Raw genomic sequence first — 25879 nt, forward strand, 5'->3', positions numbered from 1 at the left:
TAAGCTGTTCTCTGTCTTTTTTTCGCGGAAAAATAATTGAATGGACAGCAAAATGACGATGAACTAATAGATGATGAAGGGGGAAGGGAAATGGGAGAATTAAAGCGCACACCGCTGTTTGAATCGTATAAAGAATACGGAGCAAAAACAATCGATTTTGGAGGATGGGAACTGCCTGTCCAGTTTTCAAGCATTAAAGAAGAGCATGAAGCTGTACGGACTAAGGCAGGGCTTTTTGATGTATCTCATATGGGAGAAATCGCGGTAAAGGGAAAAGACGCATTAGCGTTCCTGCAAAAAATGATGACGAACGATTTGGCCAATCTTCAGCCTGATCAAGCTATTTACACAGTGATGTGTAATGAAACAGGCGGTACGATTGATGATTTGCTCGTCTACATGCTGGCTGAAGAAGATTACCTTCTCGTCGTGAATGCAGCCAATACGGATAAGGATTTTAAGTGGCTAAAACAGCACCAGGCGGGCGAAGTACAAATTGATAATGTATCAACAGACTGGGCTCAGCTCGCAATCCAAGGTCCGCTTGCAGAAAGCATACTGCAACAGCTTGTTAAAGAAGTGGATTTAAGTGAAATAAAGTTCTTTAAATTCCGTCAGAATGTCAATATTAACGGCGTGCATGCGCTTGTGTCCCGGACAGGCTATACCGGTGAAGACGGTTTTGAAATTTACAGCCGGAGTGAAGATGCACCTAAGCTGTGGAAAGATTTGTTAGAAGCGGGCAAAGAAGAAGGGCTCGTTCCGTGCGGTCTTGGCGCTCGCGACACGCTTCGTTTTGAAGCGAATCTTGTGCTTTACGGCCAGGAATTGTCAGAAGAGATTTCACCGCTTGAAGCCGGACTCGGTTTTGCAGTCAAAACGAATAAAGCGGATTTTATCGGTCTTGCTGTTTTGAAAGCCCAAAAAGAAAATGGACCTGCCAGAAAATTGATCGGTCTTGAAATGATCGACCGGGGCATTCCGCGCCATGGCTATCCTGTGTTTTCCAACGATGAGGAAGTGGGTTATGTCACAACTGGCACCCAATCGCCGACATTAAAGAAAAATATCGGTCTCGCTTTAGTAAAAGCCGAGTTAGCCGTACCTGAGCAAGAAATGTTTGTAGAGATTCGCGGAAAAAAATTAGCGGCCAAAACAGTAAAGCCACCGTTTTACAAACGTTCAAAATAAGAGTAGAGGGAAGGGGAAAATTATGAAGCATCGTTACTTGCCAATGACAGAATCCGACAAAAAAGAAATGCTTTCAGCTGTCGGTGTCCAAACTATAGATGAGTTATTTGAAGATATCCCTGAAAAAGTACGCTTTAAAGGGTTGTACAACATTAAAGAAGCGAAAGCAGAACCAGCGTTGAAAAAAGAATTAAGTGCTTTGGCCGCAAAAAACGCCAATGCAAAAGAGTATGCTTCTTTTCTTGGAGCCGGCGTCTACGACCACTATGCACCGTCGATTGTGGATCATGTCATTTCCCGCTCTGAATTTTACACGGCGTATACACCGTATCAGCCGGAAATTTCTCAAGGTGAGCTGCAGGCTATTTTTGAATTCCAAACGATGATTTGTGAATTGACAGGAATGGACGTTGCCAACTCTTCTATGTATGATGGCGGCACAGCTCTTGCAGAAGCAGCGATGCTTAGTGCGGGTCAGACGAAAAGAACGAAAGTGCTCGTGTCGGAAACGGTTCATCCGGAATCTCGCGACGTGTTGAGAATGTATGCTAAAGGACAAAACATTGAAGTAGTGGAAGTCCCTCATAAAGACGGGGTAACCGATATCGACCGCTTAAATGAGCTTGTTGACAGTGACACAGCGGCAGTCATCGTTCAATATCCAAACTTTTTCGGTGCAATTGAGTCATTGCCAGAAGTTGAAAAAGCTGCACACGGCGAAAAAGCGATGTTTGTCGTTTCTTCTAATCCACTTTCATTAGGAGCGCTCACGCCTCCGGGGAAATTTGGCGCTGATATCGTGATTGGCGATGCACAGCCATTCGGCATTCCGGCCCAATTTGGCGGGCCGCACTGCGGATATTTTGCGGTAACGAAAAAGTTAATGAGAAAAGTACCAGGCCGTCTTGTCGGTCAAACGCATGATGAAGAAGGCCGCCGCGGGTTTGTTTTGACGCTGCAGGCACGCGAGCAGCATATCCGTCGTGATAAAGCGACGTCTAATATTTGTTCCAATCAGGCGCTTAATGCCTTGGCAGCAAGCGTAGCGATGACGGCACTAGGCAAAGCCGGCGTCCGTGAAATTGCTGTACAAAACTTGCAAAAAGCATTTTATGCGAGAGAGTCTCTTAAGAAAAACGGTGTCGAAATTGTATTCGATACTCCTGTATTCAACGAATTTGTTGTTCGTCTGAACAAGCCGGTGAAAGAAGTGAATCAAAAGCTGCTTGAAAAAGGCATCATCGGCGGCTATGACCTCGGGCTTACGTATGAAGGATTGGAAAAATGCATGCTAGTCGCTGTCACAGAACTACGGACGAAAGAAGAAATTGAACTCTTTGCTAAAGAATTGGGGGATAGCCATGAATAAGAAGGACCAGGAGCTTATTTTTGAAGTGTCTCAGCCAGGACGGATTGGTTACAGTCTGCCTGAACTGGATGTGCCGGAAACAGACGTAGCCGCACTTTTGCCTGATGGATATTTGCGCGAAGAAGCACCTGAGCTTCCTGAAGTATCTGAACTTGATATTATGCGTCATTATACAGCGCTGTCGAAAAGAAACCACGGAATCGATTCAGGGTTTTATCCACTCGGTTCCTGTACGATGAAATATAATCCGAAAATCAATGAAGATGTGGCCCGTTTTGACGGCTTTGCTCATATTCACCCGCTCCAGCAGGAAGAAACGGTGCAGGGGGCCATGGAATTAATGTATGACCTCCAGGAACACCTGAAAGAAATTACCGGCATGGATGAAGTCACGCTGCAGCCGGCCGCAGGTGCCCACGGCGAGTGGACGGGTCTGATGATGATCCGTGCTTTCCACGAAGCAAACGGCGATTTCAACCGTACAAAAGTCATCGTGCCGGATTCTGCTCACGGAACGAACCCTGCTTCTGCGACAGTCGCCGGCTTTGAAACAATCACTGTGAAATCAGGTGAAGACGGATTAGTGGATTTGGAAGATTTAAAGCGTGTTGTTGACGAAACAACCGCTGCGCTCATGCTGACAAATCCCAATACGCTCGGCTTGTTTGAAGAAAATATTTTGGAAATGGCTGAAATTATTCACGGGGTCGGCGGCAAGCTGTATTATGATGGTGCGAATTTAAATGCGGTTATGTCGAAAGCGCGCCCGGGCGATATGGGCTTTGACGTCGTCCATTTAAATCTTCATAAAACGTTCACTGGCCCTCATGGCGGCGGCGGTCCAGGGTCTGGCCCTGTCGGCGTCAAGGCAGATTTAATTCCGTACTTGCCGAAACCGGTGCTTGTGAAAAAAGAGGGCGTTTACCACTTTGACTACAACCGCCCGCAGGCGATCGGGCGCGTAAAGCCTTTCTACGGAAACTTTGGCATTAACGTCCGTGCGTATACGTATATTCGTTCCATGGGTCCTGATGGCTTAAAAGCAGTGACAGAGTACGCGGTATTAAATGCGAACTATATGATGCGCCGCCTTGCTCCTTATTTTGATTTACCATTTAACCGCCATTGCAAGCATGAGTTTGTTCTAAGCGGCAAACGCCAGAAAAAGCTTGGCGTGCGTACGCTCGATATGGCGAAGCGCCTGCTTGATTTTGGCTATCATCCGCCAACGATCTACTTCCCGCTGAATGTAGAAGAGTGCATCATGATTGAGCCGACAGAAACAGAATCGAAAGAAACGCTTGATGCATTTATCGATGCAATGATCCGAATTGCGAAAGAAGCAGAAACGAATCCTGAAATCGTTCAGGAAGCGCCGCATACAACAGTAATTGGCAGACTTGATGAAACGACAGCTGCCCGTAAACCTGTTCTTCGCTATGAAAAAGAATTACAAAACGTATAAATAAAAAACTGCCTCGAAGGAGGCAGTTTTTTATTTGCTTTTTACTTTTCCAGTCCATTTTTTAAAGCCGCCTTCAAGATGATGAAGGTCCCGGTAGCCTTTTTTGTACAATGTCTGGGCCGCTCGACCGCTGCGAAGGCCGCTTTGGCAATACAGGTAAACCGGCTTGTCCGGACGAATTTCCTTCATGCGCGTTTTCATTTGTGTAAGCGGAACGTTGCGCGCGCCTAATATATGGCCAGCTTCAAATTCATTCGGTTCACGGACATCAATGAGCTGTGCTTTGCGGTAGCCTTTAATGAACTCTTCCTGCGAGAGCGGCTTGACCGCTTTTTTTTGGGAAAAATACATATATAAAGTATACAAAATAATGGCGCCTAATATTGCAGCTATTGTATAGAGCAATGGATACACCCCTTCCTGGTAAACATGCGCTAACCTCTATTATAAACGCGGGTACGTGAAGAATCAAAAGAAATAAACAGCTGTTTATCATGTGTCTTTTTCTTTGTTTTTTCTTCGGCTTTTGATACACTAAATGGGTTGAATTTATAATAAAGAAGGCGGCAGTCACGATGAAAAAAGAGATTTGGAAATTTGTTGATTCCGGCCGTCAATCGGCGAGCTTTAATATGGCTATGGATGAAGCACTTTTAGAGTGGCACAGCGAAGGGAAAATCCCACCGGTCATCCGTTTTTACGGCTGGGAACCGGCAGCGTTGTCGATCGGCTATTTTCAAAAAGCGGAAAAGGAAATTGATTTTGACGCAGTGAAACGGCACGGGCTTGGTTTCGTCCGTCGTCCGACCGGTGGAAGAGGCGTGCTCCACGAGCATGAGCTGACGTACAGCGTGATTGTGACAGAAGAGCATCCAAATATGCCTGCGGGCGTGACAGAAGCGTATAGAGTGATATCTGAAGGGATTTTAAAAGGGTTCCGCCATCTTGGCTTAGATGCCTATTTCGCCATACCGAGGACAGAAGAAGAGAAAAGCAGTTTGAAAAATCCACGGTCATCTGTTTGCTTTGATGCGCCGAGCTGGTATGAGCTTGTTGTCGAAGGGCGGAAGGTAGCCGGAAGCGCGCAAACGAGACAAAAAGGCGTCATTTTGCAGCACGGGTCGATTTTACTCGATCTCGATGAAGATAAGCTGTTCAGTTTGTTTACATATCCGAATGAACGTTTGAAAGAGCGGATGCAGCAGGCCTTTAAAAATAAAGCCGTGGCTGTCAATGACATCAGCTCGAATAAAATAACGCTGCAAATGGCAGGCGAAGCATTTAAGAAAGGGTTTGAAGAAGGTCTGGAAATTGAGCTGGAACCGCTTGAGTTTTCAAAGGAGCAAACGGCTTATATTGAGCGGCTCGCAATAGAAAAGTATTCTTCTGATGATTGGAATTTTAAAAGGTGAATGGGCAGGAAAAAGAGAAACCGGCCTTCGGGCTTGTTCTCTTTTTTTGCGGAAAAACGAACAGGGGTTTCTATTAACTGCAACGGTGAAAATTTTTCTTTTCTCGGGAATAATGGCGGTTTTTCTAGCGTAAATTCATTTTTACCGGCAAATCCGGCTGTTTTTCAACTTGACAAAAAAATGTTTTTAACTCAATATATAGTAATGAATCAAGAAGAACAAACACAATATATTGTGTTTGTTCTAGTTTTTGATCAAAGTATATGAATACAATGTTTGAAATGACTATGAACCTTGTAGAAGAAAAGGAGTTGTGATTATGTCTGTTGCGTCACAAAAGAATATGTCCCTCAACATCGACAGGCTGAACAAAGACATCAGCGTCTTTCCTCAAGTCCATCCTGTCACCCCCGATATGAAAATCACTCACAAAGGGGTTTCACGTCTCGTAATGATCGACCGCTATTCGTTTAAAGACACGGAGAAAGTCACATTAACAGAAGGCGATTTTGTTGTGTTAACGATTAAGGAAGATCCGAAATTTCCCGCACGAGGAGTTGGCTTTATCGTCAGCATCGACTGGCAGGAGAAAAAGGCGGAAGTGCTTGTGGATGAAGAATTCCGCAGTGCGCTTGATGATCCGAAAGAACAGGAAACGGGTATTATCCGCCGTCCGCTCGATGTGATTGAAAAGCCGCTCGAAATCTACTACGAGCAAATCGCCAAAAGAAACGCAACAGGCCTTGCTTCTGTCGAAAAAACAGAAGAGAAGCGGAAAGAATGGTTCGAAAAGTTTTATAACGAACTTGTGAACTTAAACTTCATTCCAGCAGGACGTGTCCTTTACGGAGCGGGTGCACAGACGGATGTTACGTACTTCAACTGCTACGTTATGCCGTTCGTTCCCGATTCGCGCGAAGGCATTTCCGAACACCGCAAGCAAGTAATGGAAATCATGAGCCGCGGCGGCGGAGTCGGCACAAACGGCTCAACCCTTCGTCCGCGCAACACACTCGCCAAAGGCGTCAACGGAAAATCTTCCGGGTCAGTTTCCTGGCTTGATGACATTGCGAAATTAACGCATCTTGTGGAACAGGGTGGATCAAGACGTGGAGCACAAATGATTATGCTGGCAGACTGGCATCCGGATATCGTAGAATTCATTATTTCCAAAATGCAAAATCCGCGTATTTTACGCTATTTGCTTGAAAATACCGAAGATGAACAAATTAAAAAAGCGGCGAAGGACAAGCTGAACTTCAAACCGCTCACTGAACGTGAAGAAGCGATGTATCAAGGAGTCGTGAATTACAAACACATCCCGGGCTACGGCGGATTCAGTGCTGAAATTATTAAAGAAGCAGAAGAAAAGTTGAAAACAGGCGGGACGTATACCGTTCATAATCCTGATTTCTTAACAGGCGCTAACATTTCTATCTGCTTGACAAAAGATTTCATGGAAGCGGTAGAAAAAGACACTGAATACGAACTGCGCTTCCCGGCTGTTGAAAAATATACAAAAGAAGAAATGGCTCATTACAATGAGAAATGGCACGAAGTCGGTGACGTCCGCGAATGGGAAAAACAAGGCTATGCTGTACGCACATACCGCAAAATCAAGGCGCGTGAACTATGGAACTTGATCAACATTTGCGCAACGTACTCAGCAGAACCGGGCATTTTCTTTATTGATAATGCGAACGAAATGACGAATGCGAAAGCGTATGGACAGCAAGTAGTAGCAACGAATCCGTGTGGTGGATTTCGCCTCACGTTAAACATTGCGGGATAAAGCGGGAAGGCTGAGATGCTAATCCGAACCGAAGGCTAAAGGTAAAGCTTTAGTCAGGGGCAACGCATACGCACTGATCCTCGAAAGAGACTATAATGTGCGCACGAGACCGCAACATTACACAAGTAAATAACAATACTCGAAACGTCCTTATGAATTTGGAAAGGGTGTCTGTCATGAATAGAGGCTACGCGGGATTCTATAAGAACTTTTATTTAAGGAGTTCTTATGAGTATGCATATGCGGTATATCTTGATTATTTTTCCTTACCATGGAGTTATGAGGACAAAGTATTTGATATCGGGTATAAAAAATATAAGCCAGACTTCTTTTTTTACGATAAATACGGCAACCTTGAAAAAATAGTGGAAATTAAATCGCGAGAACCTAAAGTAAAAGAAAATGCGCTAAAGATCTTAAATACCATTGAAGAAATATATAATATTAAGTGCGTATTAATATCTTATGAAGAGTTGCTTGAGCTGTATAACGAACTTCCATTCTCCTTAAATTCCGTAATTACAAAATGGAATAGCTCTCTTGATACGACAATAAACAAGTCATCTAAAGGGGAATTAAATGCACATTACCAAATGAAACATAGTGAGGAAGTTAAGAAAAAAATAGGTGAACATACAAAACAATTATGGGCATCAAATTCAGCATCTAAAGAGCGGATGATTGAAGGGCTTAGAAAATCTGGACTTTCTCAAAAGGGGAAAATAAAAACTCCCAGAGAAATAAGAAGATGTAAATTATGTATAGAGAAATTTGAAGTTTTAATTACATCTTCACAGGTATACTGTAGCCAACAATGCTCTGGAAAATATGCTATAGAAATAGCAACTCAAGCTTATATTCATAAGAGGGAAGGTATTCATGCAGAAATTCGCACCTATATTATTCAATGGGCCGAACAAAACAAAGAATTGATTTTACAGGCGCAATTCAATAGAATTAAGCCCACAATCAATCCGATGGTAGAAGAAATTTATCAAAGGTTTGGGGTGAAAGATTTTAGAGTAATATCCAAAGCCGTATTTGGAGAAGATCGTGGAAGAAAAGAACTGCTTATATTTATGAAGCAAGTGTGTAATGAAGATGTATGCTGAGCTTACAGAAATTCAACTGTAAGAACTAGAGGATAAAAAGCCTTTAGGATAACAAAAAACTGGAACAACCACTCGCACCATTTTCCGTCTGTAACTTAGCTGCCGTGAACCTAGCAGAAATGGCAGACAAGGAAACAAAAACGGTTAATTTTGAAAAGTTGAGAGAGACGGTTCGCACAGGTGTCCGTATGCAGGATAACGTGATTGATGCGACACCTTATTTCTTAGAAGAAAACAAAAAGCAAGCGCTCGGCGAACGCCGTGTCGGCCTTGGTGTGATGGGCCTTGCTGACTTATTAATTTATTGTGAAAAAGAGTACGGTTCACCGGAAGGCAATGAATTAGTGGACAAAGTGTTTGAAACGATTGCCACAACAGCTTATAAAGCATCTGTTGAACTGGCGAAAGAAAAAGGCAGTTTCCCGTTCCTTGAAGGTGAAACTGCAGAAGAAACAAATCGTCTGCGCCAAGCATTCAGTGAAACAGGATTTATGCAAAAGATGCCAGAAGACGTACGAGAAGCAATTCTGGAAAGTGGAATTCGTAATTCGCATCTCTTAACTGTTGCTCCAACGGGGTCCACTGGAACAATGGTTGGAGTATCTACAGGCCTAGAGCCTTACTTCTCCTTCACATACTACCGCAGCGGACGCTTAGGTAAGTTTATTGAAGTGAAAGCGGATATTGTGAAAGATTATTTAGAGCGTCATCCAGATGCCAATCCTGATCAGCTGCCGGAATGGTTTGTGACAGCGATGAGTCTCGCTCCTGAAGCGCACGCGGATGTTCAATGTGTCATTCAGCGCTGGATTGACAGCTCGATTTCTAAAACGGTGAATGCTCCGCGTGGTTACACTGTTGAACAAGTAGAGCAAGTGTACGAGCGTCTTTATAAAGGCGGTGCGAAAGGCGGCACCGTTTATGTGGACGGCAGCCGTGATTCACAAGTGCTGACATTGAAAGCGGAAGAAAATGATTTCGATGAACAAGAGGAAACAAAACCGAAAGAACATGAACATCACATCGTTCTTGTTGATACGATTCAAGAAATCCGCTCCACAAACGTCACAATCGGCAGCGAAGTCGGCAATACTTGCCCGGTCTGCCGCAAAGGAACAGTCGAAGAAATGGGCGGGTGCAACACATGTACAAACTGTGGCGCCCAGCTGAAATGTGGTTTGTAATTAATAAATAAAATAATTAAAACCGGCTTCCGTTTACGATTTGGAAGCCGGTTTTTTTATTTGTTACCATTAAAATGAACAACTTGTTGAGAATGATGAATAACGCTCCGAATTCGTGAACAACCATCCCCAAATGATAAACAACGCCCCCGAATTCGTGAACAACTGTCCCCAAATGACGAACACCGCTCCCAAACTCGTGAACAACCACCTCGAAATGATGAACAACTACCCCGTCAGCAACGATCTTTTTAATATTATCTTCTAGGACAACTTCTCCCCGATTACACATATAAAAAGCAAGCAGAAAGGGAGAGAAGAGTGTATGAAAATCGATGGTGTCTTTTCAGGAGGGGGAATAAAAGGGTTCGCGCTCATTGGCGCATATGAAGCGATTGAACAGAGGGGGCTGACGTTTGTCAGACTGGCCGGGACGAGTGCGGGAGCGATTATGGCGGCGTTAATTGCGGCCGGGTATACGAGTGAAGAGTTAAAGAAAGTGATGACCGAAGTAAATGAAAAGCAGCTGCTTGACGAAACACGGTTCGATTTCCCGTTTGCCCGCTGGCTGAGTATTTATTTTAAGCTAGGTTTGTATAAAGGGAAAAAGCTTGAGCAATGGCTTGAAGGCCTATTGGCACAAAAAGGGATCCGCTCATTTGGCGATCTTGCTCCCGGTGCACTGCGGGTAGTTACATCAGATATTACGAATGGGCGGATGCTCACGCTGCCAGATGACTTTCCCGCGTATAAAATCAACCCGCGCACGTTTTCAGTTGCTCGAGCGGTCAGGATGAGCTGCACCTTGCCTTACTTTTTTCAGCCGGTGAAAATCCTTGAGCCGCATGGAAACGCTTTGATGGTGGATGGCGGAGTGCTGAGCAATTTTCCTCTCTGGTTGTTTGACGAAGAAAAAAAGCGTCCGCGGCCGGTACTTGGGATAAAGCTGAGTACACAAACAATGGCACTTCCGCGGCAAGTAAAAACAGGAGCGGACTTGTTCAGCGCGCTGCTCCATACAATGAAGGATGCGCACGATGCAAGGTATATTTCGAGAAGGCATGAGAAAAACATTATTTTTATTCCGGTAAAAGGCACTGCTGTGACAGAATTTAACTTAACAGACGAAAAAAAAGACGCCCTAATTCAAACGGGGCGCGAGTATGCAGAAGCGTTTTTAAAACGCTGGTGCTATTAACAACCGGGCCTTAAGAAGACGCCCGGTTGTTTCTTTTTCCTTTTTTTCCTTCAATAACGGTTAAATGGCTGGCGCTTTTTCTGCGGAAAGGTTTCTTTTTCGAAGAAACAGGTGAAGAAGAGGAAGGTTTTTGTTTTTTTTGCAGCCTTTTCTTTGATTGCTTGGCTGCCTTTGCAAACGCCTTATCTTCCGTGCCGCCGCCGAGCCGTTTTCGAATGACTAAACGGTAAATGAAATAAATAACCACAGCGGTGATAACAAGTACGATCAGCTGTTTTACTAAAGCCCCAGGCGAATAAAGCAGCATGGAAACTAAACCAATAGCAGCGAGTCCAATGAGTGTATAGGCAATGACTGTCCGGATTGTCAAAAAAGCCACCTCCTAAAGAGCTGTTAAATCAGCTGTTATTTACATCTTAGACAATTTTCTCTGTACTTAACCCCTTTTTCGTGTTTTCTTCCATTGTTACCAGTTTTTCAAATGAAGCGATCGCCACTTCCACCTGGTCATCTTCTGGTTCTTTTGTTGTCAGCAACTGAAGCCATAAGCCCGGATAGCCAAGAAAGCGAAGCACAGGCACGTCACGCAATTTGTTTGTCAGCTGCAGCACTTCAAATGAAATGCCTAAAACGACTGGAATAAGGGCGATTCTGTTTAATACTCGAACATAAAGCGGATCTGTTGGAACGAGCATATAAACAAAGATACCGACAATGACGGTGAATAAAATAAAACTAGACCCGCAGCGATAATGGAGACGGGAAGCTGCCTGCACATTTTCCACTGTCAATGGGCGGCCGCTTTCAAACGCGTTAATTACTTTATGTTCAGCTCCGTGATATTGAAACACACGTTTAATGAGCGGGGTTAAAGCGATTAAATAAATATATATAAGCAGGAGAAGCAGCTTAAAAACGCCTTCAATTAAGATTTGCGCAAAGTCGCTCGAAAAAACAGGACGAGTGAGCTCCGCAAGAAACACAGGCACGAGCGTAAAAATAAATTTTCCGAATAAAAAAGAAAGAATGCCGACTGCAGCTACACCGAGCACCATCGTCCATTTTGAAGGCTCCGCACTTTCTGCCGGCTGCCCGTCTTCCTCAGGATCCAAGTCATACTGCTCCTGCGCAAAATTCAAATGCTTCGAACCGGTTGCTGCCGAATCTAAAATAGCAAAAATCCCTCGTAAAAAAGGAACTTTCTTCAGTTTTTGCAAAACAGGCTGCGATTTTCTTGGCAAATGGAAAAATTCGATTGAACGGTCTTTTCGACGAATCGCTGTGACCGTATGATATTTCCCGCCAAACATGACGCCTTCGATAAGAGCCTGCCCGCCATAAACCGGCTTTTGATCACTCATCTTATACCCTCTTTCATTACTAACAGATGTAAAAAGCTTCTATATACATATTCTATCCCTTTTTAAGCAAAAATAAAAGCTGAATCACTCAGTAATCTTGCTTTTATGTGTTTTTTACTTATTCTTGTGGAGGTGCGCAATGGAACAGAAGCAAATACGAGAAAAAAAAGCTGAATTTCCTTTAAGTTATGCATTGGTAATAGGGTTATTTGGAGGTCTGATTTGGGGGGGAGCAGCTCAATTGGCAGCCTATTTTCATTTTATAACATTTGACATAAACGCCGTAGTCAAATACGTAAATGTGCCAAAAATTCAAAATGGATTTCCTAAAGCAATGGCTGGTCTGGCTTTTCAAATAGGAATATCCGTCATTCTTGCTATCGTGTATTTTTTTCTTCTGAAAAAAAGCAAAACAATCTGGGCAGGGGTGCTTTTCGGCGCAGCGCTATGGGGGATTTTGTTTATAGTTATCCATCCGCTCTTAGCAAGTATTCCGTCGTGGAGAACACTTAACACCGATACGATTTCCACCACTCTTTGTCTGTTCATACTGTATGGTTTATTTATTGGGTATTCCATTTCTTACGGATATGAGCAGCATCTTCTGAAAGAGAAACGCTTAAACGCCTGGAAAAAGGTAAACGAGTAAGTAGTTTTTGGGATTTTAGATATGTTAAAATATTCATGCAACTAAAATTCGGGGGCAGGGGATAGCATGCAACATATTCTTTTATTAAACGGACCAAATTTAAATCGGCTGGGGAAACGAGAACCAGATATTTACGGAAGCGAAACATTAGAAGACCTTGAAAGCCGCATTATTGCCAAAGGAAGAGAGTTGGGGGCGTCTGTCAGTACGTTTCAATCCAATCATGAAGGGGAATTGATTGACAGACTTCATCTGGCTGCCGATGAAGAAATCGATGGCATCATCTTTAATCCGGGAGCCTTTACTCATTACAGCTATGCCATTAGGGATGCTGTCGCTTCCATTCCTGTGCCGGTGATTGAAGTGCATATAAGCAATGTTCATAATCGTGAACCGTTTCGGGAACATTCAGTCATTGCGCCTGTGGCAGCCGGACAAATTGCGGGGCTTGGCTTTTTGGGCTATGACTTTGCCTTGCAGGCACTTATACATAAACAAGGGAAGGAAGAATCAAATGACTAAGATAGAAAAGCTGCGTGCGCAGATGAAAAAGAAAGGACTTGACGGCCTGCTTGTTATGAGCCCATACAACCGCCGGTACGTTTCAAACTTCACTGGCTCTGCCGGGGCTGTGCTTATTTCGGAAGAAAAAGCTCTTTTCATTACTGATTTCCGCTACGTTGAGCAGGCGGAAAAGCAGGCGCAAGGATTTCAAGTAGTCCAGCATAAAGGAACGTTACATGAAGAAGCAGCGGTACAAGCTGAACAGCTAGGTATTCAGCGGCTCGGCTTTGAGAAAGCGTACACTACTTTTCAATCCTACGAAACGCTTAAAGGACTGATCAAGGGAGAGTTAGTGCCAGTAAGTGAAATGATTGAAAAATTGCGCTTGATTAAGGATGATTCAGAGATTAAGATATTAAAGGAAGCAGCCGATATCGCCGATGCAGCTTTTAAGCATATCATTGAATTTATCCAGCCGGGAAAGACTGAATTGGATGTTTCCAATGAACTTGAGTTTTTCATGAGAAAATGGGGTGCAGCATCTTCTTCATTTGATACGATCGTAGCATCAGGCAAGCGGTCAGCTTTGCCCCATGGCGTGGCAAGTGATAAAGTGATTGAAAAAGGCGATATGGTTACATTGGATTACGGAGCTTATTATAAAGGGTACGTTTCCGATATTACCCGGACTGTGGCAGTCGGGGAACCATCTGAACAATTGAAGGAAATTTACCAAATTGTGCTCGATGCTCAAGTGAAAGGCATGGAACAGATTAAAAGCGGCCTAACGGGCAAAGAGGCTGATGCGATTACCCGTGACTACATTACCGAAAAAGGATATGGGGAGTATTTCGGCCACTCGACAGGCCATGGCATCGGACTCGAAGTTCATGAAGGACCGGCGCTTTCCTTCCGTTCTGATACAGTCCTCGAGCCGGGAATGATTGTTACGGTTGAACCGGGCATTTATGTGCCAGGCCTCGGCGGTGTGCGTATTGAAGATGATACACTGATTACAGAAACAGGCAACGAAACGCTCACGCATTCCACTAAAGATTTACTTATTCTTTAAGGAAACAGGAGGAAAAATAAGATGATTTCAGTAAATGATTTTCGCACAGGTTTAACGATTGAAGTAGATGGCGGGCTTTGGCGCGTTGTTGATTTCCAGCACGTCAAACCGGGAAAAGGAGCGGCTTTCGTTCGTTCCAAGCTGCGTAACCTGCGCAACGGCAACATACAAGAAAAAACGTTCCGTGCAGGGGAAAAAGTTGGGAAAGCTCAAATTGACCACCGCAGAATGCAGTATTTATATGCAAACGGCGATCAGCACGTATTCATGGACAATGACTCTTATGAGCAAATTGAATTGCCGGCTTCTCAAATTGAGTACGAATTAAAATTCTTGAAGGAAAACATGGAAGTGTCCATTATGATGTATCACACTGAGACGCTCGGAATAGACCTTCCGAACACGGTAGAATTGAAAGTAATCGAAACAGAGCCTGGAATTAAAGGTGACACAGCTTCAGGCGGCTCAAAGCCTGCTAAGGTTGAAACAGGCCTAACAGTCCAAGTGCCATTCTTCGTTAATGAAGGCGATGTACTTATTGTTAATACAGATGACGGCAGCTACGTCTCCCGTGCTTAAAGAATAGAGCTGTTCCCTTTTATGGGGAACAGCTTTTTGTGCATCTAAAATGCTGGCAGAAATAAAAGAAAATAAATAGACTAAATGTGAATGGCCGGATATTTCCGGTCATTTTTTCTTTTGTCAAAACAGAGCTGGCATATCTTGAAATCAGCTACATACATTGAATAAAAAGGGAGGAGAAAAGGAGGAAACGTTCATGGAAACTATCTACTCTTATTTGCCGCAAACATTAAAAGAGACGATTGATACGATGCCATCCCAATTAAAGAGTGAAATTGAAGAAATCAGGGTGCGCATCGGCAAGCCGCTGGAAGTGATTGCCGGCCGCCTTTGTCATCTGCCTCATATCGTTACTGTTGAAGAGGGACAAGCGCTCGTCAATAAATTGAGCAAACATTCTTTTTACGCACTCGATGAAGAGTTAAGGTGCGGCTATCTTACGATCGAAGGAGGGCACCGTGTCGGGCTGTCAGGAAAAGTCATTCTGGAAGGCGGCAAAGTAAAAGCCTTGCGCCATCTTTCTTCATTTAACTTGCGGATTGCCAGGGAAAAGATCGGTGCCTGTCAGCCGCTCATCCCCTGGCTTTTTGACGGCAAGTGGAAAAGCACGTTAATAATAGGAGCACCGCAGACCGGGAAAACAACGCTGCTCAGGGACTTGGCAAGAACAGCAGCCACAGGGGTCGAGCAGAGAGCTATCCCGTCGGCAAAAGTCGGCATTGTCGACGAACGTTCGGAAATTGCAGGCTGCGTCAAAGGCATTCCGCAGCTTGATGTCGGGATGCGAACGGATATTCTGGATGCCTGCCCGAAAGCAGAAGGCATGATGATGATGATTCGCTCCATGAGTCCGGATGTATTAGTGGCGGATGAAATTGGGAGAGCGGAAGACGGACAGGCAGTGGCTGAAGCAATTAACTCAGGTATCACATTAATGGCAACTGCACATGGATCAAGCTTTAACGAAGCAGTCCGCCGTCCGATTATACAGGCCATTATTGAAAGTGGGGCGTTTGAGCGGTTCATCGAGCTTTCTTCAAAAAATGGCGTGAGGTCATTTACTGTATTGGATCAGAATGGCCATAAATTCTCGCTTCCGGAAAGGACAAGCAAATGAAATGGGCTGGAGCCATGCTCATCCTCTTTGCGTCGTTTTGGATCGGAGCGGAACAATCGAAAAGACTGAATGACCGGCCGAAACAAATTCGTTTCATTCGATCTGCTCTGCAGTCGCTGGAAGCAGAAATTATGTACGGATCTACACCGCTTCATGAATCAGCCAGGAAGCTGTCCGAGCGGCTTCCTCCTCCGATATGTGAGCTGTTTGCCTCATTTAGTGAACTGCTGACATCGACGGAATTGGATGCAAAGGAAGCATGGAAAGAAAGTCTCGCAAGAATGTGGCCGAAAACGGCGTTGGCCGAAAGCGAGCGGAGCATCCTGCTGGAGTTTGGCGAGACGGTCGGCAAGCACGATCGAACAATAGAGCAGAAGCAAATTCTTGTCACACTGAACCATCTAAAGCGGCAGGAGGAGGAAGCGCATGAAAAGCAAAAGAGGTATGGGAAAATGATAAGAAGTTTAAGTTTGATGGGCGGGCTGTTAATCGTGCTTCTGCTATTTTAGCAGAAAAGGGGGAAGGAAATGGGCATTGAGGTGGAAGTGATTTTTAAAATTGCCGGTGTCGGTTTAGTCGTGGCATTCCTCCATACGATTTTAGAGCAGGTAGGGAAGAAAGAATATGCCCAATGGGTGACACTGTTCGGCTTTATATACATTTTATTTATGGTTGTTTCCATCATGGAAGAGCTGTTTGACAAAATAAAAGAAGTGTTTTTATTTCAATGACGGGAGAGGAAAACCATTGAAATTATTCAAGTAACCGCTGTTGTTCTTGTGACGGTTTTTTTGGCTCTTCTTTTGCAGGAACAGCAGCCTATCTTTGCTTTTTTACTTGTGATGTTTGTCGGGAGCGGCTTGTTTTTATTTTTGGCAGACAGAATTGCAGACATCATTCTTATGATCAAAAAACTAGCTGCGCGGGCCGAAGTAGAGATTGTTTACGTTGAAACAATTCTGAAAATTATTGGCGTTTCCTATATCGCAGAATTTGCTGCCCAAATAACGAAAGATGCCGGACAGGAAGCGTTGGCAGCGAAAATGGAACTTGCCGGCAAGGTCATTATTTTATCAATGGCAGTGCCGATCCTGACTCTTTTAATAGAAACCATTTTAACGATGCTTCCAGGAAAATAAGAAAAGCGAAAGCGCCTGGTCAGCCCCGACAAGCAGCCGGAGGAAGGCGGTGAAAAAGATGCGGCTCTGTCAAAAAATCGCCTGGCTGTTCATCATTCTTATGTTCTTTACTACTGATTCCGTGCAGGCGGAATCAGTGGAGGAAAGCGATGCAAGTGTCGAAACAATTGCTGAAGATCAGCTTGAGCAGCTTGGAATGAATGACCTTTCTGTGTATTGGGATCACCTTTTAAAAACATATGGACAATATTTGCCTGAAATGGAGCGTAAGCCTCTGACAGATCTTTTTAAAGAGGGACAAGTGTTTTCCATAGAGTCGTGGGCAAAAGGGCTGTTAAGCTTTCTTTTTCATGAATTATTTGCGAACGGAAAACTGCTCGGTACGCTTATTTTGCTGACTGTTTTCTCTGTGTTTCTGCAAATTCTTCAAAATGCGTTTGAACAAGGAACAGTCAGCAAAACAGCTTACGGTGTCGTGTTAATGGTATTGCTTATCCTCGCGTTAAATAGCTTTCGTCTTGCGATGAATTATGCCATGGAAGCGGTCGATCAAATGGTGCAGTTTTTGCTGGCGCTTATGCCGATTTTGCTCGCCCTTTTAGCTTCGACAGGCGGAGCTGTTTCAGCCACTGTCTTTCATCCGTTTTTGATTTTTTTAATGAACATCAGCGGGCTGGTCATTCAAAAAGTTGTGTTGCCGCTGTTGTTTTTTTCCACTTTGCTAAGTGTCGTCAGCTTGTTTTCTGCTCATTACAAAGCCACAAAGCTTGCGGATCTTCTTCGCCGCTGGAGCGTCGGTTTGTTAAGTGTTTTTATGGCGGTTTACTTAGCGATCGTTTCTATTCAAGGAACAGCTGCTGCCGTGGCAGACGGGCTGGCGATTCGGACAGCGAAATTTTTTGCCGGTAATTTTATCCCGGTAGTCGGAAAGATGTTCACAGAAGCAGCAGATACGGTTATGAGCGCTTCGCTGCTGTTAAAAAATACGATTGGGATTGCCGGCGCTGGCATCTTGCTGTTAATTGTCGCATTTCCGGCTTTTAAAATTCTGGCTCTCGTTCTTGTTTACAAAGTAGCCAGCGCTATTTTACAGCCTCTCGGAGACGAAACAATTACAGATTGTCTCGAGATTATCGGGAAAAATATGACATATGTATTTGCCGCGTTGGTCATTGTCTCCTTCATGTTTCTTTTATCCATCGTCATCCTCGTCGCAGCCAGTAATGTAACGATGATGATCCGCTGAAGAAAGGAACGAAATTTATGACTTTTTTAACTGATTGGCTGGCTAATATCATCGCTTTTCTTTTGCTGGCTGCTGTCATGGATTTACTGCTGCCGTCCACTCGCTTTCAGCAATATGCAAAAGTCGTGATCGGTCTGCTTTTGCTGTTTGTCATGCTCCAGCCTTTATGGAAAATTCTCTCGGTTGACATCGAAGAAGAGCTGTCTGGCTGGACGGCGAGCCAAATGGACGCTCAGCAGGCAGAAACGGCCGCCGTGAACAAGAAAAGCAACCTGGAAACCTCGAAAGAATTGTTTATTTTAAAAAACAGCGAGCAGCAGCTCCAGGCGCTCGTAGAAAGCGAGCTCAAACAGACGTTTCAAAAACAAATACTAGAGATTAATATTCAAGTGAGTAAGTGGGAGAACTCACTTCCTGAAAACATTGAGCATGTAGACGTATATATAGTCCCTCTTGCCGCAGAACAGACAGACAGTTCCGTAAAAGATATTCATATCGATTCGTCGATCCAAACAGAAAACAAGGGGAAAGCAGAAGGGGAGTTAGCTTCTTTTCTCTCAAAAAAGTGGAATATTCCCGAGGAGCAGTTGAATATTCATATGGTAGAGGAGGGGGACAGCCTTGAGTGACCGCAAAAGCCGCCCAGAGTGGCTGCAATCCTTGATCCCGTCTAAAAAAAGCGGAGAGGAGAAAACATCTAACAAAGCAAAGTGGATGGCGATCGCCGCCATTCTAGGCATTGGATTCATGCTTTTGAGTGAGTTGAAAGACAAGGGAGAAATAGACGCTGTCCTCCCGCATGATTCATCTGAAACGGCGAACGAGCAAAAAGAAACTTCGCCGGAGGATTTTGAAACGGCTTATGAAAAAGAGCTTACTGCCGCGTTGGAACAAATTGCCGGAGTAAGCAACGTCACGGTCGTTGTCACCATTGAAGCGTCTGAAAGAAAGGTGCTTGAAAAGAATACGGCCGAAAAATCGCAGCAAACGAAAGAGCAGGACAAGAAAGGCGGGCAGCGGACAATTACAGACCAGACACGAAATGTAGATTTGGTCATGATAAAAAAAGACAGTGGAGAGGAGCCAGTTATTCTTGAAGTGAAAAAACCGGACATTCGCGGGGTGTTGATTGTTGCTGAAGGAGTGGAAAATATTCAAGTGAAAAAATGGGTCATTGAATCGGTGACAAGAGCACTGAACGTGCCGAGCCATCGTGTGGCAGTCATGCCGAAAAAACCGAAGGAGGATGCTTAAATGCTATTAAAAAAACAAACTGTCTGGCTGCTGACAATGCTGAGCTTAGTGGTAGTTCTATCTGTTTACTACATTACTTCACCGGAACAGCTTTCGCCGGAAACTGCCTCCCCAGCGGAAGAAGGGGAATTGACAACTGATTTGACTGGAGAAAAAGCAACAGGCGATCAGGCTGTAACGGAAGAAGCCAAGAGTACTGCAGCTGATAAGCAATTAGCAATTATTACAGAATCTGCGGGTGATGAAGCATTTGACATGCTTCGTTTAGAAATGCAGGATGACCGTAATAAAATGAAAGAAGAATTAACAGCAAAAGTGGCTTCAGCTGACTTATCAGCAGAAGATAAAAATTTGGCGTACGAAGAAATGGAAAAGCTGACGGAGCTTGCGACAAAGGAAAATGTGCTGGAAACATTAATTAAATCAAAAGGATACTCCGACGCGCTTGTCCGGGCTGATGGGGAAAATATTCGTATCACTGTGAAATCGGAAGAACATTCAGCTGCCGCCGCTAATGAAATTATCCGGCTGGCAAAGGACGAGCTTGGCAAACAGCAGCCGATCGCCGTCGAATTCCAGCAAGCTAAATAGATGCAAGGCTAACCGTATTTTACTAAAACAAAAACTCCAAACTGAGCTGGTTTTCATCCAGTCCAATTTGGAGTTTTTCATTAAAAAAGAAAAAGAGAAGAAAATCGATTTAAATAATTTCATTAAAATGTTGTTTTATTATTTCATCTTTAATGAAAAAGGGCTAAAATTAATTAAACGGGCTTCAATGATTTATATCAGTTGAAGTTCCACTAGATATTATCGTAAGATATTAACAGCTAGTCATAATTTTTCAAGGGGTGTCCATTAATGAAAGTACAGGAAATCAGAGAACTTATTAAGCTTGTAGACCAGTCATCAATTGAAGAGTTTGTATTTGAGTCTGAAGGCAGCAAAGTGGAAATGAAAAAAAGTTCAGGGGTTACATATTCATTAGCACCACAAACAGCAGCTGTACAAGAGCCAGTGCAAGCAGTACCAGTTCAAGCGGTGCCTGCAACAACAGAAGAAAATCCGATCGTTCAGGAAGCACCAGTACCAGAAGCGCCAAAGTCGGCAGCTGCAGATGAAAACTTACATAAAATCACTTCCCCTATGGTAGGAACGTTTTATCAATCCCCTTCTCCTGACGCTGATCCGTACGTCAAGCCGGGCGCCAGAGTTTCCGCAGATACAGTCGTGTGCATTGTTGAGGCGATGAAACTGTTTAATGAAATCGAGGCAGAAGTAAACGGTGAAATTGTAGAGATTCTTGTTAAAGACGGCCAGTTAGTCGAATATGGCCAGCCGTTATTTTCAGTGAAGCCTCAATAAGGGAGAGATCGGAATGATTAACAAGTTATTGATTGCCAACCGCGGTGAAATTGCTGTACGAATCATTCGTGCCTGCAAAGAACTCGATGTGGAAACGGTGGCCGTGTATTCTGAAGCCGACAAAGAGGCTCTCCACGTGCAGCTTGCAGATGAAGCTTACTGTATCGGGCCAACGGCTTCTAAAGACAGCTACCTAAATTTTACGAATATTGTCAGCGTCGCCAAGTTAACAAACTGTGATGCCATTCATCCGGGCTACGGATTTTTGGCGGAAAATGCTGACTTTGCTGAACTGTGCCGGGAATGCAACATTATCTTTGTTGGGCCGTCACCGGAAGCGATTACGCAAATGGGCACAAAAGATGTCGCGCGTGATACGATGGAAAAGGCTGGTGTGCCAATTGTCCCTGGTTCTGCCGGCATCATTCAATCGATTGAAGAAGGTCTTTCGGTTGCAGCCGGCATCGGTTACCCTGTCATCATTAAAGCGACAGCAGGAGGCGGTGGAAAAGGCATCCGCGTAGCAAGAACAGAACAAGAATTAGAAAAAGGCATCAACATGACCCAGCAGGAGGCCGCAACAGCTTTCGGAAATCCGGGAGTGTACTTAGAAAAGTTTATTGAAGATTTCCGCCATGTAGAAATTCAGGTGCTTGCAGACACGCATGGCCATGTGATTCACCTAGGAGAGCGTGATTGTACGATTCAGCGCCGCATGCAAAAACTGCTTGAAGAAACCCCTTCACCGGCACTCGATGCAAAGACTCGTGAAAAAATGGGCAATGCCGCTGTGAAAGCCGCCCAGGCTGTCAATTATACGGGAGCGGGAACAGTAGAGTTTATTTACGACCATAATGAAAAGCAGTTTTATTTCATGGAAATGAATACACGAATTCAAGTTGAACACCCCGTAACGGAAATGGTCACAGGAGTTGACTTGATTAAAGAACAGATTCGTGTCGCATCAGGCGAAGAGTTGTCTTTAACTCAAGAAGAAATAGAGTTTACGGGCTGGTCGATTGAATGCCGCATTAATGCAGAAAATCCTGAGAAGAATTTTATGCCTTCTCCAGGCCGGATTACAGCTTATTTGCCGCCGGGCGGCTTCGGTGTCCGCGTTGATTCAGCTGTTTATCCGGGATATATGATCCCGCCGTTTTACGATTCCATGATTGCTAAACTGATCACATACGGTGCAACACGCGAAGAAGCAATTGCCCGCATGAAAAGAGCGCTCAGTGAATTTGTCATCGAAGGGATTCATACAACGATTCCATTTCACTTAAGACTGCTCGAACACGATCAATTTGTTGGTGGGGAATTCAATACGAAGTTTCTTGAACTACACGAAGTAATGAAAACGGAGGTGTAATAAATGGCAGAAAATAGCCAGGCAGCAAACCAAGTACTGGAAATGAGTAATGGAGATAACGGACTCGGCAGAATTGAAATTGCGCCGGAGGTCATTGAAGTCATTGCAGGCATTGCCGCTTCAGAAGTGGATGGCGTCGAAAAAATGCGCGGGAGCTTTGCATCTGGCGTAGTGGAACGTCTCGGTAAGAAAAATCACGGCAAAGGCGTCCGTGTCGATTTAACAGAAGAAGGTATTAAAGTTGATGTGTATTGTGTGATCGCTTTTGGCGTTTCGATTCCAAGTGTCGCTCAAAAGATTCAAGACAGCATCCGCCAAGCTCTGTTGAACATGACCGCTTTAGAAGCAGAAGAAGTCAATATCCACGTTGTCGGCATTCAGTTCGATACAAAAAACACTGAAAGCGATTTCGTTCCAGAAGTGTAATGAAAACCAAAGGATTTTTCCTTTGGTTTTTTCTATGGAAACAGTTTTTTTGTGAAGAACGTGCGACTTCTTTTGAATATGTGCTATTATCTTTTTATGATGCAGAAAAAGGCTAAAGGAGCTTGAAATAAATGAAAAGACGTACAGCACGTGAAAAAAGCCTGCAGGCACTTTATCAAATCGATATAAGCGGTGCAGCCCCGGAAGAAGCAATTGAAAATGTTCTAGAAGGTGCACCGGCTGATGAGTATTTAAGAACGAGTGTGACAGGAACAGCTCAGCGTTTGGAAGAAATTGATGGGATTATAAAAGCTAACTTGGAAAACTGGTCTTTTAACCGTCTGGCCAAAGTGGACCGTAATATATTGCGCCTTGCCGTATTTGAAATGAAGTATGCGGAAGATGTACCAGAAAAAGTGGCTATTAACGAAGCGGTTGAGCTTGCGAAGCATTTCAGCGATGAGCGGTCGAGCAAATTCATTAACGGAGTGCTATCGAGAATCAAAGAATCTTTGTAACTCACTAGAGAATGAAGGGAGAATCATGATGACAGCAGCTATTATCGACGGCAAAGCGATTGCCGGAGACATTCGTACAGAATTAAAGGGAGAAATTACAGAACTGGCAGACAAAGGGGTCACCCCCGGACTGGCAGTGATTTTAGTAGGGGAGGATCAGGCGTCCCAGACGTATGTCCGCAACAAAGACAAAGCATGTGCTGAAGTAGGCATTCACTCAGAGATTTATCGCTATCCTGCGGATTTATCCGAAGAAGAACTTTTGCAGAAAATCGCCGAGCTGAACAATGATGACCAAATTCATGGTATTCTCGTTCAGCTGCCTTTGCCAGCCCATTTATCTGAAGACAGAGTTATTGACGCCATTTCCCCAGAAAAAGATGTGGATGGTTTCCATCCGGTCAATGTCGGTAAAATGGCCATCGGCAAAGAAGCGTTTTATTCGTGCACCCCATACGGCATTATTAAGATGCTGGAAAGAGAAAATATTTCGTTAGAAGGAAAGCATGTCGTTGTGATTGGCCGAAGTAATATTGTCGGCAAGCCGGCTGCTCTCTTGTCTTTAAAAGAAAGTGCTACGGTCACTGTCTGCCATTCAAGAACGAAAGACCTTTCTGCGATGACGAAGCAAGCAGATGTGGTTATTGCTGCTGTCGGAAAAGCAAAGTTCTTGAAAAAAGAAGATTTCAAACCGGGAGCCATCATCATTGATGTCGGCATGAACCGCGATGAAAACGGCAAGTTATGCGGCGACGTTGACTTTGAAAGTGCGAAGGAAACAGCCGGCGCGATTACACCGGTGCCGGGCGGTGTCGGTCCGATGACGATCACAATGCTGCTTTATAACACAGTGCAGTCCGCCAAGCAAAAAGCCTGACAAATTCTTTTGATCATATTCTAAATGAAAAGCTGTCTTCCGAAATGTTATAATAGGGAGGCAGCTTTTTAGCTTGACCGGAAAAGGTGGAATAAACAGATGGAAATCAATCGCTATTTAACTGTAAAAGCTTTAACAAAATACATAAAAAGAAAATTTGATGCTGATCCTCATTTAACAAACGTGCTCGTCAAAGGAGAAATTTCCAATTTCAAAAGCCACTCGAGCGGGCATATGTATTTTACGTTAAAAGACGACAAAGCCCGTATATTGGCCGTGATGTTTTCCTCTGCGAACCGATCGCTGAAATTCCAGCCGGAAAACGGCATGCAAGTGTTGATTACAGGAGATATCACTGTATATGAAGCAGGCGGGCAATATCAAATTTATGTGAAATCAATGCAGCCCGATGGAATGGGCAGCTTGTATTTGGCTTTTGAGCAGCTGAAAAAGAAGTTGGAAAAAGAAGGACTTTTTGATGAGAATAAAAAGCGGGCATTGCCTGCTTATCCGAAGATAATCGGCATCGTTACATCACCGACAGGAGCTGCAGTGAGGGATATCATCACAACCATCCAGCGCCGCTACCCGGTGGCGGAAATGCTCATTTACCCGGCTCTCGTCCAAGGGGGAAATGCTGCGCCGTCTATCGTTTCTGCCATTCAGCAAGCGAACAGAGATGAACGTGCTGATGTACTGATTGTCGGGCGCGGAGGCGGCTCCATTGAAGAGTTGTGGGCTTTTAACGAAGAAGAAGTCGCTAAGGCGATTCGCTCTTCTATCATACCTGTCATTTCAGCAGTCGGCCATGAAACGGATATCACCATCGCTGACTTTGCGGCTGACAGGCGGGCGCCGACGCCGACTGCCGGAGCTGAAATGGCCGTCCCACACCTTGAGGAAGTGCTCGAGAAAGTGTTTGTCCGGAAAACACGAATCATTCGGGCGATGTCAGAAAAAATCAGGCGCGAAAGAAAGCGCTATGAAACTGCAAGAAACTCTTATATCATTCGCAACCCGCAAGCTTTGTATCGGCAGCAGGCGGAACGGCTCGATCGTTTAACAGAAATGCTGTCAAAAGAACAAACGGTGTATATAAAGAATACAGCAGCTAAAATCAGCGACTTGACGAGCCGGCTGCAGAGAAGCCATCCTGAAAAAAAAATTCAGGAAGCGAATCGGCAAATGAATCGTCTCGATGCTTCTCTTGCACGTGAAATGACTCTTCTGCTAAAAAACAAGGAAGAAGTTTTCCGCCGCCAAGTATCTATGCTTCATGCACTGAGTCCTCTAAAAATCATGGACCGCGGCTACAGCCTCGTCTACAACGAGAAAAACAAACTTGTTAAATCAAGCAGTGATGTCCAAACAGGGGAACAGCTGAAAGTACAACTTGCTGACGGCAGTCTCACTTGTCAAATCCAATCAATTGAGGTGAAAAATAATGGGGAATAAAGAATTAACGTTTGAAGAAGCGATGGACAAATTGGAATCCATTATTACAAAGCTTGAAGAAGGTGATGTTCCTCTGGAAGAAGCGTTAAGCTTTTATCAAAAAGGAATGGAATTGTCTGCTTTTTGCCACGAAAAACTCAGCCAAGCGGAAGGGCAGCTTGCTAAACTAATGACGGATGACGGCGAAAAAGAGTTTGTTATTGATGAGGAGGAATAAAT

Annotated in this window: 29 protein-coding genes and 2 pseudogenes; 27 read left to right on the forward strand and 4 right to left on the reverse strand. The window is 44.3% G+C overall.

Translation table 11 applies throughout. The annotated features are described in order from the left end of the window. The first annotated feature begins 90 nt into the window (after positions 1 to 90). From gcvT to gcvPB, 3 genes are read left to right on the forward strand one after another with little or no spacing between them, the layout of a single operon-like run. Positions 91 to 1191 (forward strand): glycine cleavage system aminomethyltransferase GcvT, encoded by a 1101-nt coding sequence (gcvT, locus tag F9802_RS01140; protein WP_152149312.1) that lies wholly within the window; start codon positions 91 to 93, stop codon positions 1189 to 1191. A gap of 22 nt (positions 1192 to 1213) precedes the next feature. Next, positions 1214 to 2560, forward strand: coding sequence for an aminomethyl-transferring glycine dehydrogenase subunit GcvPA (gcvPA, locus tag F9802_RS01145; protein WP_152149313.1), 1347 nt, complete (start codon positions 1214 to 1216; stop codon positions 2558 to 2560). Beyond that, on the forward strand, positions 2553 to 4025 hold the full coding sequence (gcvPB, locus tag F9802_RS01150; protein ID WP_152149314.1) for an aminomethyl-transferring glycine dehydrogenase subunit GcvPB: 1473 nt from the start codon (positions 2553 to 2555) through the stop codon (positions 4023 to 4025). Before gcvPA ends, gcvPB begins: the two co-directional genes overlap by 8 nt. A 30-nt stretch (positions 4026 to 4055) precedes the next feature. Here gcvPB and F9802_RS01155 read toward each other — a convergent pair whose 3' ends face one another. Then, positions 4056 to 4376 (reverse strand): rhodanese-like domain-containing protein, encoded by a 321-nt coding sequence (locus F9802_RS01155; protein WP_152149744.1) that lies wholly within the window; start codon positions 4374 to 4376, stop codon positions 4056 to 4058. A gap of 224 nt (positions 4377 to 4600) precedes the next feature. On the opposite strand from F9802_RS01155, the gene F9802_RS01160 reads away from it, so the two are divergent. The 4 genes and pseudogenes from F9802_RS01160 to F9802_RS01175 form a co-directional block, all read left to right on the forward strand. After that, positions 4601 to 5437 carry a lipoate--protein ligase family protein gene (locus F9802_RS01160; protein WP_152149315.1) on the forward strand — a complete coding sequence of 279 codons (837 nt, stop codon included), beginning with the start codon at positions 4601 to 4603 and terminating at the stop codon, positions 5435 to 5437. A 319-nt stretch (positions 5438 to 5756) separates the two neighbouring features. Further along, a pseudogene (locus F9802_RS01165) lies at positions 5757 to 7196 on the forward strand (vitamin B12-dependent ribonucleotide reductase); the annotation flags it as partial. Between the two features lie 209 nt (positions 7197 to 7405). Continuing rightward, positions 7406 to 8341 carry a restriction endonuclease gene (locus F9802_RS01170; protein WP_152149317.1) on the forward strand — a complete coding sequence of 312 codons (936 nt, stop codon included), beginning with the start codon at positions 7406 to 7408 and terminating at the stop codon, positions 8339 to 8341. Between the two features lie 62 nt (positions 8342 to 8403). Then, positions 8404 to 9525: pseudogene (locus tag F9802_RS01175) on the forward strand (ribonucleoside-diphosphate reductase); the annotation flags it as partial. 16 nt (positions 9526 to 9541) lie between these two features. Here F9802_RS01175 and F9802_RS01180 read toward each other — a convergent pair. Next, complete coding sequence (locus F9802_RS01180) at positions 9542 to 9817, reverse strand: hypothetical protein (RefSeq protein ID WP_152149319.1); 276 nt, start codon at positions 9815 to 9817, stop codon at positions 9542 to 9544. Between the two features lie 33 nt (positions 9818 to 9850). Between F9802_RS01180 and F9802_RS01185 the strand changes: the two genes are divergently transcribed. After that, complete coding sequence (locus F9802_RS01185; RefSeq protein ID WP_152149320.1) at positions 9851 to 10723, forward strand: patatin-like phospholipase family protein; 873 nt, start codon at positions 9851 to 9853, stop codon at positions 10721 to 10723. A 10-nt stretch (positions 10724 to 10733) separates the two neighbouring features. Here F9802_RS01185 and F9802_RS01190 read toward each other — a convergent pair whose 3' ends face one another. Together F9802_RS01190 and F9802_RS01195 are read right to left on the reverse strand one after the other, a co-directional pair. Beyond that, positions 10734 to 11093, reverse strand: a complete 360-nt coding sequence (locus tag F9802_RS01190) for an SA1362 family protein (protein ID WP_152149321.1) — start codon at positions 11091 to 11093, stop codon at positions 10734 to 10736. A 46-nt stretch (positions 11094 to 11139) separates the two neighbouring features. Then, positions 11140 to 12084, reverse strand: coding sequence for a DUF1385 domain-containing protein (locus tag F9802_RS01195; protein ID WP_152149322.1), 945 nt, complete (start codon positions 12082 to 12084; stop codon positions 11140 to 11142). Between the two features lie 139 nt (positions 12085 to 12223). Between F9802_RS01195 and F9802_RS01200 the strand changes: the two genes are divergently transcribed. From F9802_RS01200 to xseB, 19 genes are all read left to right on the forward strand, one after another. Beyond that, a complete protein-coding gene (locus F9802_RS01200) occupies positions 12224 to 12733 on the forward strand; it encodes a YqhR family membrane protein (protein WP_152149323.1) in 510 nt (169 codons plus the stop codon). A 66-nt stretch (positions 12734 to 12799) separates the two neighbouring features. After that, complete coding sequence (gene aroQ / locus F9802_RS01205) at positions 12800 to 13255, forward strand: type II 3-dehydroquinate dehydratase (protein WP_152149324.1); 456 nt, start codon at positions 12800 to 12802, stop codon at positions 13253 to 13255. Continuing rightward, the gene (locus F9802_RS01210; protein WP_152149325.1) at positions 13248 to 14309 is read left to right on the forward strand and encodes a M24 family metallopeptidase; all 1062 of its coding nucleotides are present in this window, start codon (positions 13248 to 13250) and stop codon (positions 14307 to 14309) included. Before aroQ ends, F9802_RS01210 begins: the two co-directional genes overlap by 8 nt. A 21-nt stretch (positions 14310 to 14330) precedes the next feature. Next, positions 14331 to 14888, forward strand: a complete 558-nt coding sequence (gene efp / locus F9802_RS01215; protein WP_152149326.1) for an elongation factor P — start codon at positions 14331 to 14333, stop codon at positions 14886 to 14888. Positions 14889 to 15087: 199 nt separating this feature from the next. Beyond that, a complete protein-coding gene (gene spoIIIAA, locus F9802_RS01220; RefSeq protein WP_152149327.1) occupies positions 15088 to 16008 on the forward strand; it encodes a stage III sporulation protein AA in 921 nt (306 codons plus the stop codon). After that, positions 16005 to 16517 carry a stage III sporulation protein SpoIIIAB gene (spoIIIAB, locus tag F9802_RS01225; RefSeq protein WP_152149328.1) on the forward strand — a complete coding sequence of 171 codons (513 nt, stop codon included), beginning with the start codon at positions 16005 to 16007 and terminating at the stop codon, positions 16515 to 16517. Before spoIIIAA ends, spoIIIAB begins: the two co-directional genes overlap by 4 nt. Before the next feature lie 18 nt (positions 16518 to 16535). After that, the gene (gene spoIIIAC, locus F9802_RS01230; RefSeq protein WP_152149329.1) at positions 16536 to 16739 is read left to right on the forward strand and encodes a stage III sporulation protein AC; all 204 of its coding nucleotides are present in this window, start codon (positions 16536 to 16538) and stop codon (positions 16737 to 16739) included. 15 nt (positions 16740 to 16754) lie between these two features. Then, a complete protein-coding gene (spoIIIAD, locus tag F9802_RS01235; RefSeq protein WP_263862286.1) occupies positions 16755 to 17147 on the forward strand; it encodes a stage III sporulation protein AD in 393 nt (130 codons plus the stop codon). A gap of 58 nt (positions 17148 to 17205) precedes the next feature. Continuing rightward, entirely contained in the window at positions 17206 to 18393 is a 1188-nt protein-coding gene (gene spoIIIAE / locus F9802_RS01240) for a stage III sporulation protein AE (RefSeq protein WP_152149745.1), read from the forward strand. Between the two features lie 17 nt (positions 18394 to 18410). Beyond that, positions 18411 to 19022: a stage III sporulation protein AF gene (gene spoIIIAF, locus F9802_RS01245; protein ID WP_152149331.1), complete on the forward strand. Its 612-nt coding sequence runs from the start codon at positions 18411 to 18413 to the stop codon at positions 19020 to 19022. Continuing rightward, on the forward strand, positions 19015 to 19647 hold the full coding sequence (gene spoIIIAG / locus F9802_RS01250; RefSeq protein WP_225435101.1) for a stage III sporulation protein AG: 633 nt from the start codon (positions 19015 to 19017) through the stop codon (positions 19645 to 19647). The genes spoIIIAF and spoIIIAG overlap by 8 nt, the downstream gene beginning before the upstream one ends. Continuing rightward, the gene (locus tag F9802_RS01255; RefSeq protein ID WP_152149332.1) at positions 19648 to 20238 is read left to right on the forward strand and encodes a SpoIIIAH-like family protein; all 591 of its coding nucleotides are present in this window, start codon (positions 19648 to 19650) and stop codon (positions 20236 to 20238) included. A gap of 270 nt (positions 20239 to 20508) precedes the next feature. Next, a complete protein-coding gene (gene accB, locus F9802_RS01260) occupies positions 20509 to 21012 on the forward strand; it encodes an acetyl-CoA carboxylase biotin carboxyl carrier protein (protein ID WP_152149333.1) in 504 nt (167 codons plus the stop codon). 13 nt (positions 21013 to 21025) lie between these two features. Further along, complete coding sequence (gene accC, locus F9802_RS01265; RefSeq protein ID WP_152149334.1) at positions 21026 to 22384, forward strand: acetyl-CoA carboxylase biotin carboxylase subunit; 1359 nt, start codon at positions 21026 to 21028, stop codon at positions 22382 to 22384. Positions 22385 to 22387: 3 nt separating this feature from the next. Continuing rightward, positions 22388 to 22810 (forward strand): Asp23/Gls24 family envelope stress response protein, encoded by a 423-nt coding sequence (locus F9802_RS01270; protein ID WP_152149335.1) that lies wholly within the window; start codon positions 22388 to 22390, stop codon positions 22808 to 22810. Positions 22811 to 22941: 131 nt separating this feature from the next. Continuing rightward, complete coding sequence (gene nusB, locus F9802_RS01275; RefSeq protein WP_152149336.1) at positions 22942 to 23328, forward strand: transcription antitermination factor NusB; 387 nt, start codon at positions 22942 to 22944, stop codon at positions 23326 to 23328. Between the two features lie 28 nt (positions 23329 to 23356). Beyond that, on the forward strand, positions 23357 to 24205 hold the full coding sequence (folD, locus tag F9802_RS01280; RefSeq protein WP_152149747.1) for a bifunctional methylenetetrahydrofolate dehydrogenase/methenyltetrahydrofolate cyclohydrolase FolD: 849 nt from the start codon (positions 23357 to 23359) through the stop codon (positions 24203 to 24205). Between the two features lie 99 nt (positions 24206 to 24304). After that, positions 24305 to 25660: an exodeoxyribonuclease VII large subunit gene (gene xseA / locus F9802_RS01285; RefSeq protein ID WP_152149337.1), complete on the forward strand. Its 1356-nt coding sequence runs from the start codon at positions 24305 to 24307 to the stop codon at positions 25658 to 25660. Next, on the forward strand, positions 25650 to 25877 hold the full coding sequence (gene xseB / locus F9802_RS01290; protein WP_152149338.1) for an exodeoxyribonuclease VII small subunit: 228 nt from the start codon (positions 25650 to 25652) through the stop codon (positions 25875 to 25877). The genes xseA and xseB overlap by 11 nt, the downstream gene beginning before the upstream one ends. Positions 25878 to 25879 lie beyond the last annotated feature (2 nt).

It is taken from the genome of Bacillus aerolatus (genome assembly GCF_009183655.1).
In the GTDB taxonomy this organism is placed as follows: Bacteria; Bacillota; Bacilli; order Bacillales; family Domibacillaceae; genus Pseudobacillus; species Pseudobacillus aerolatus.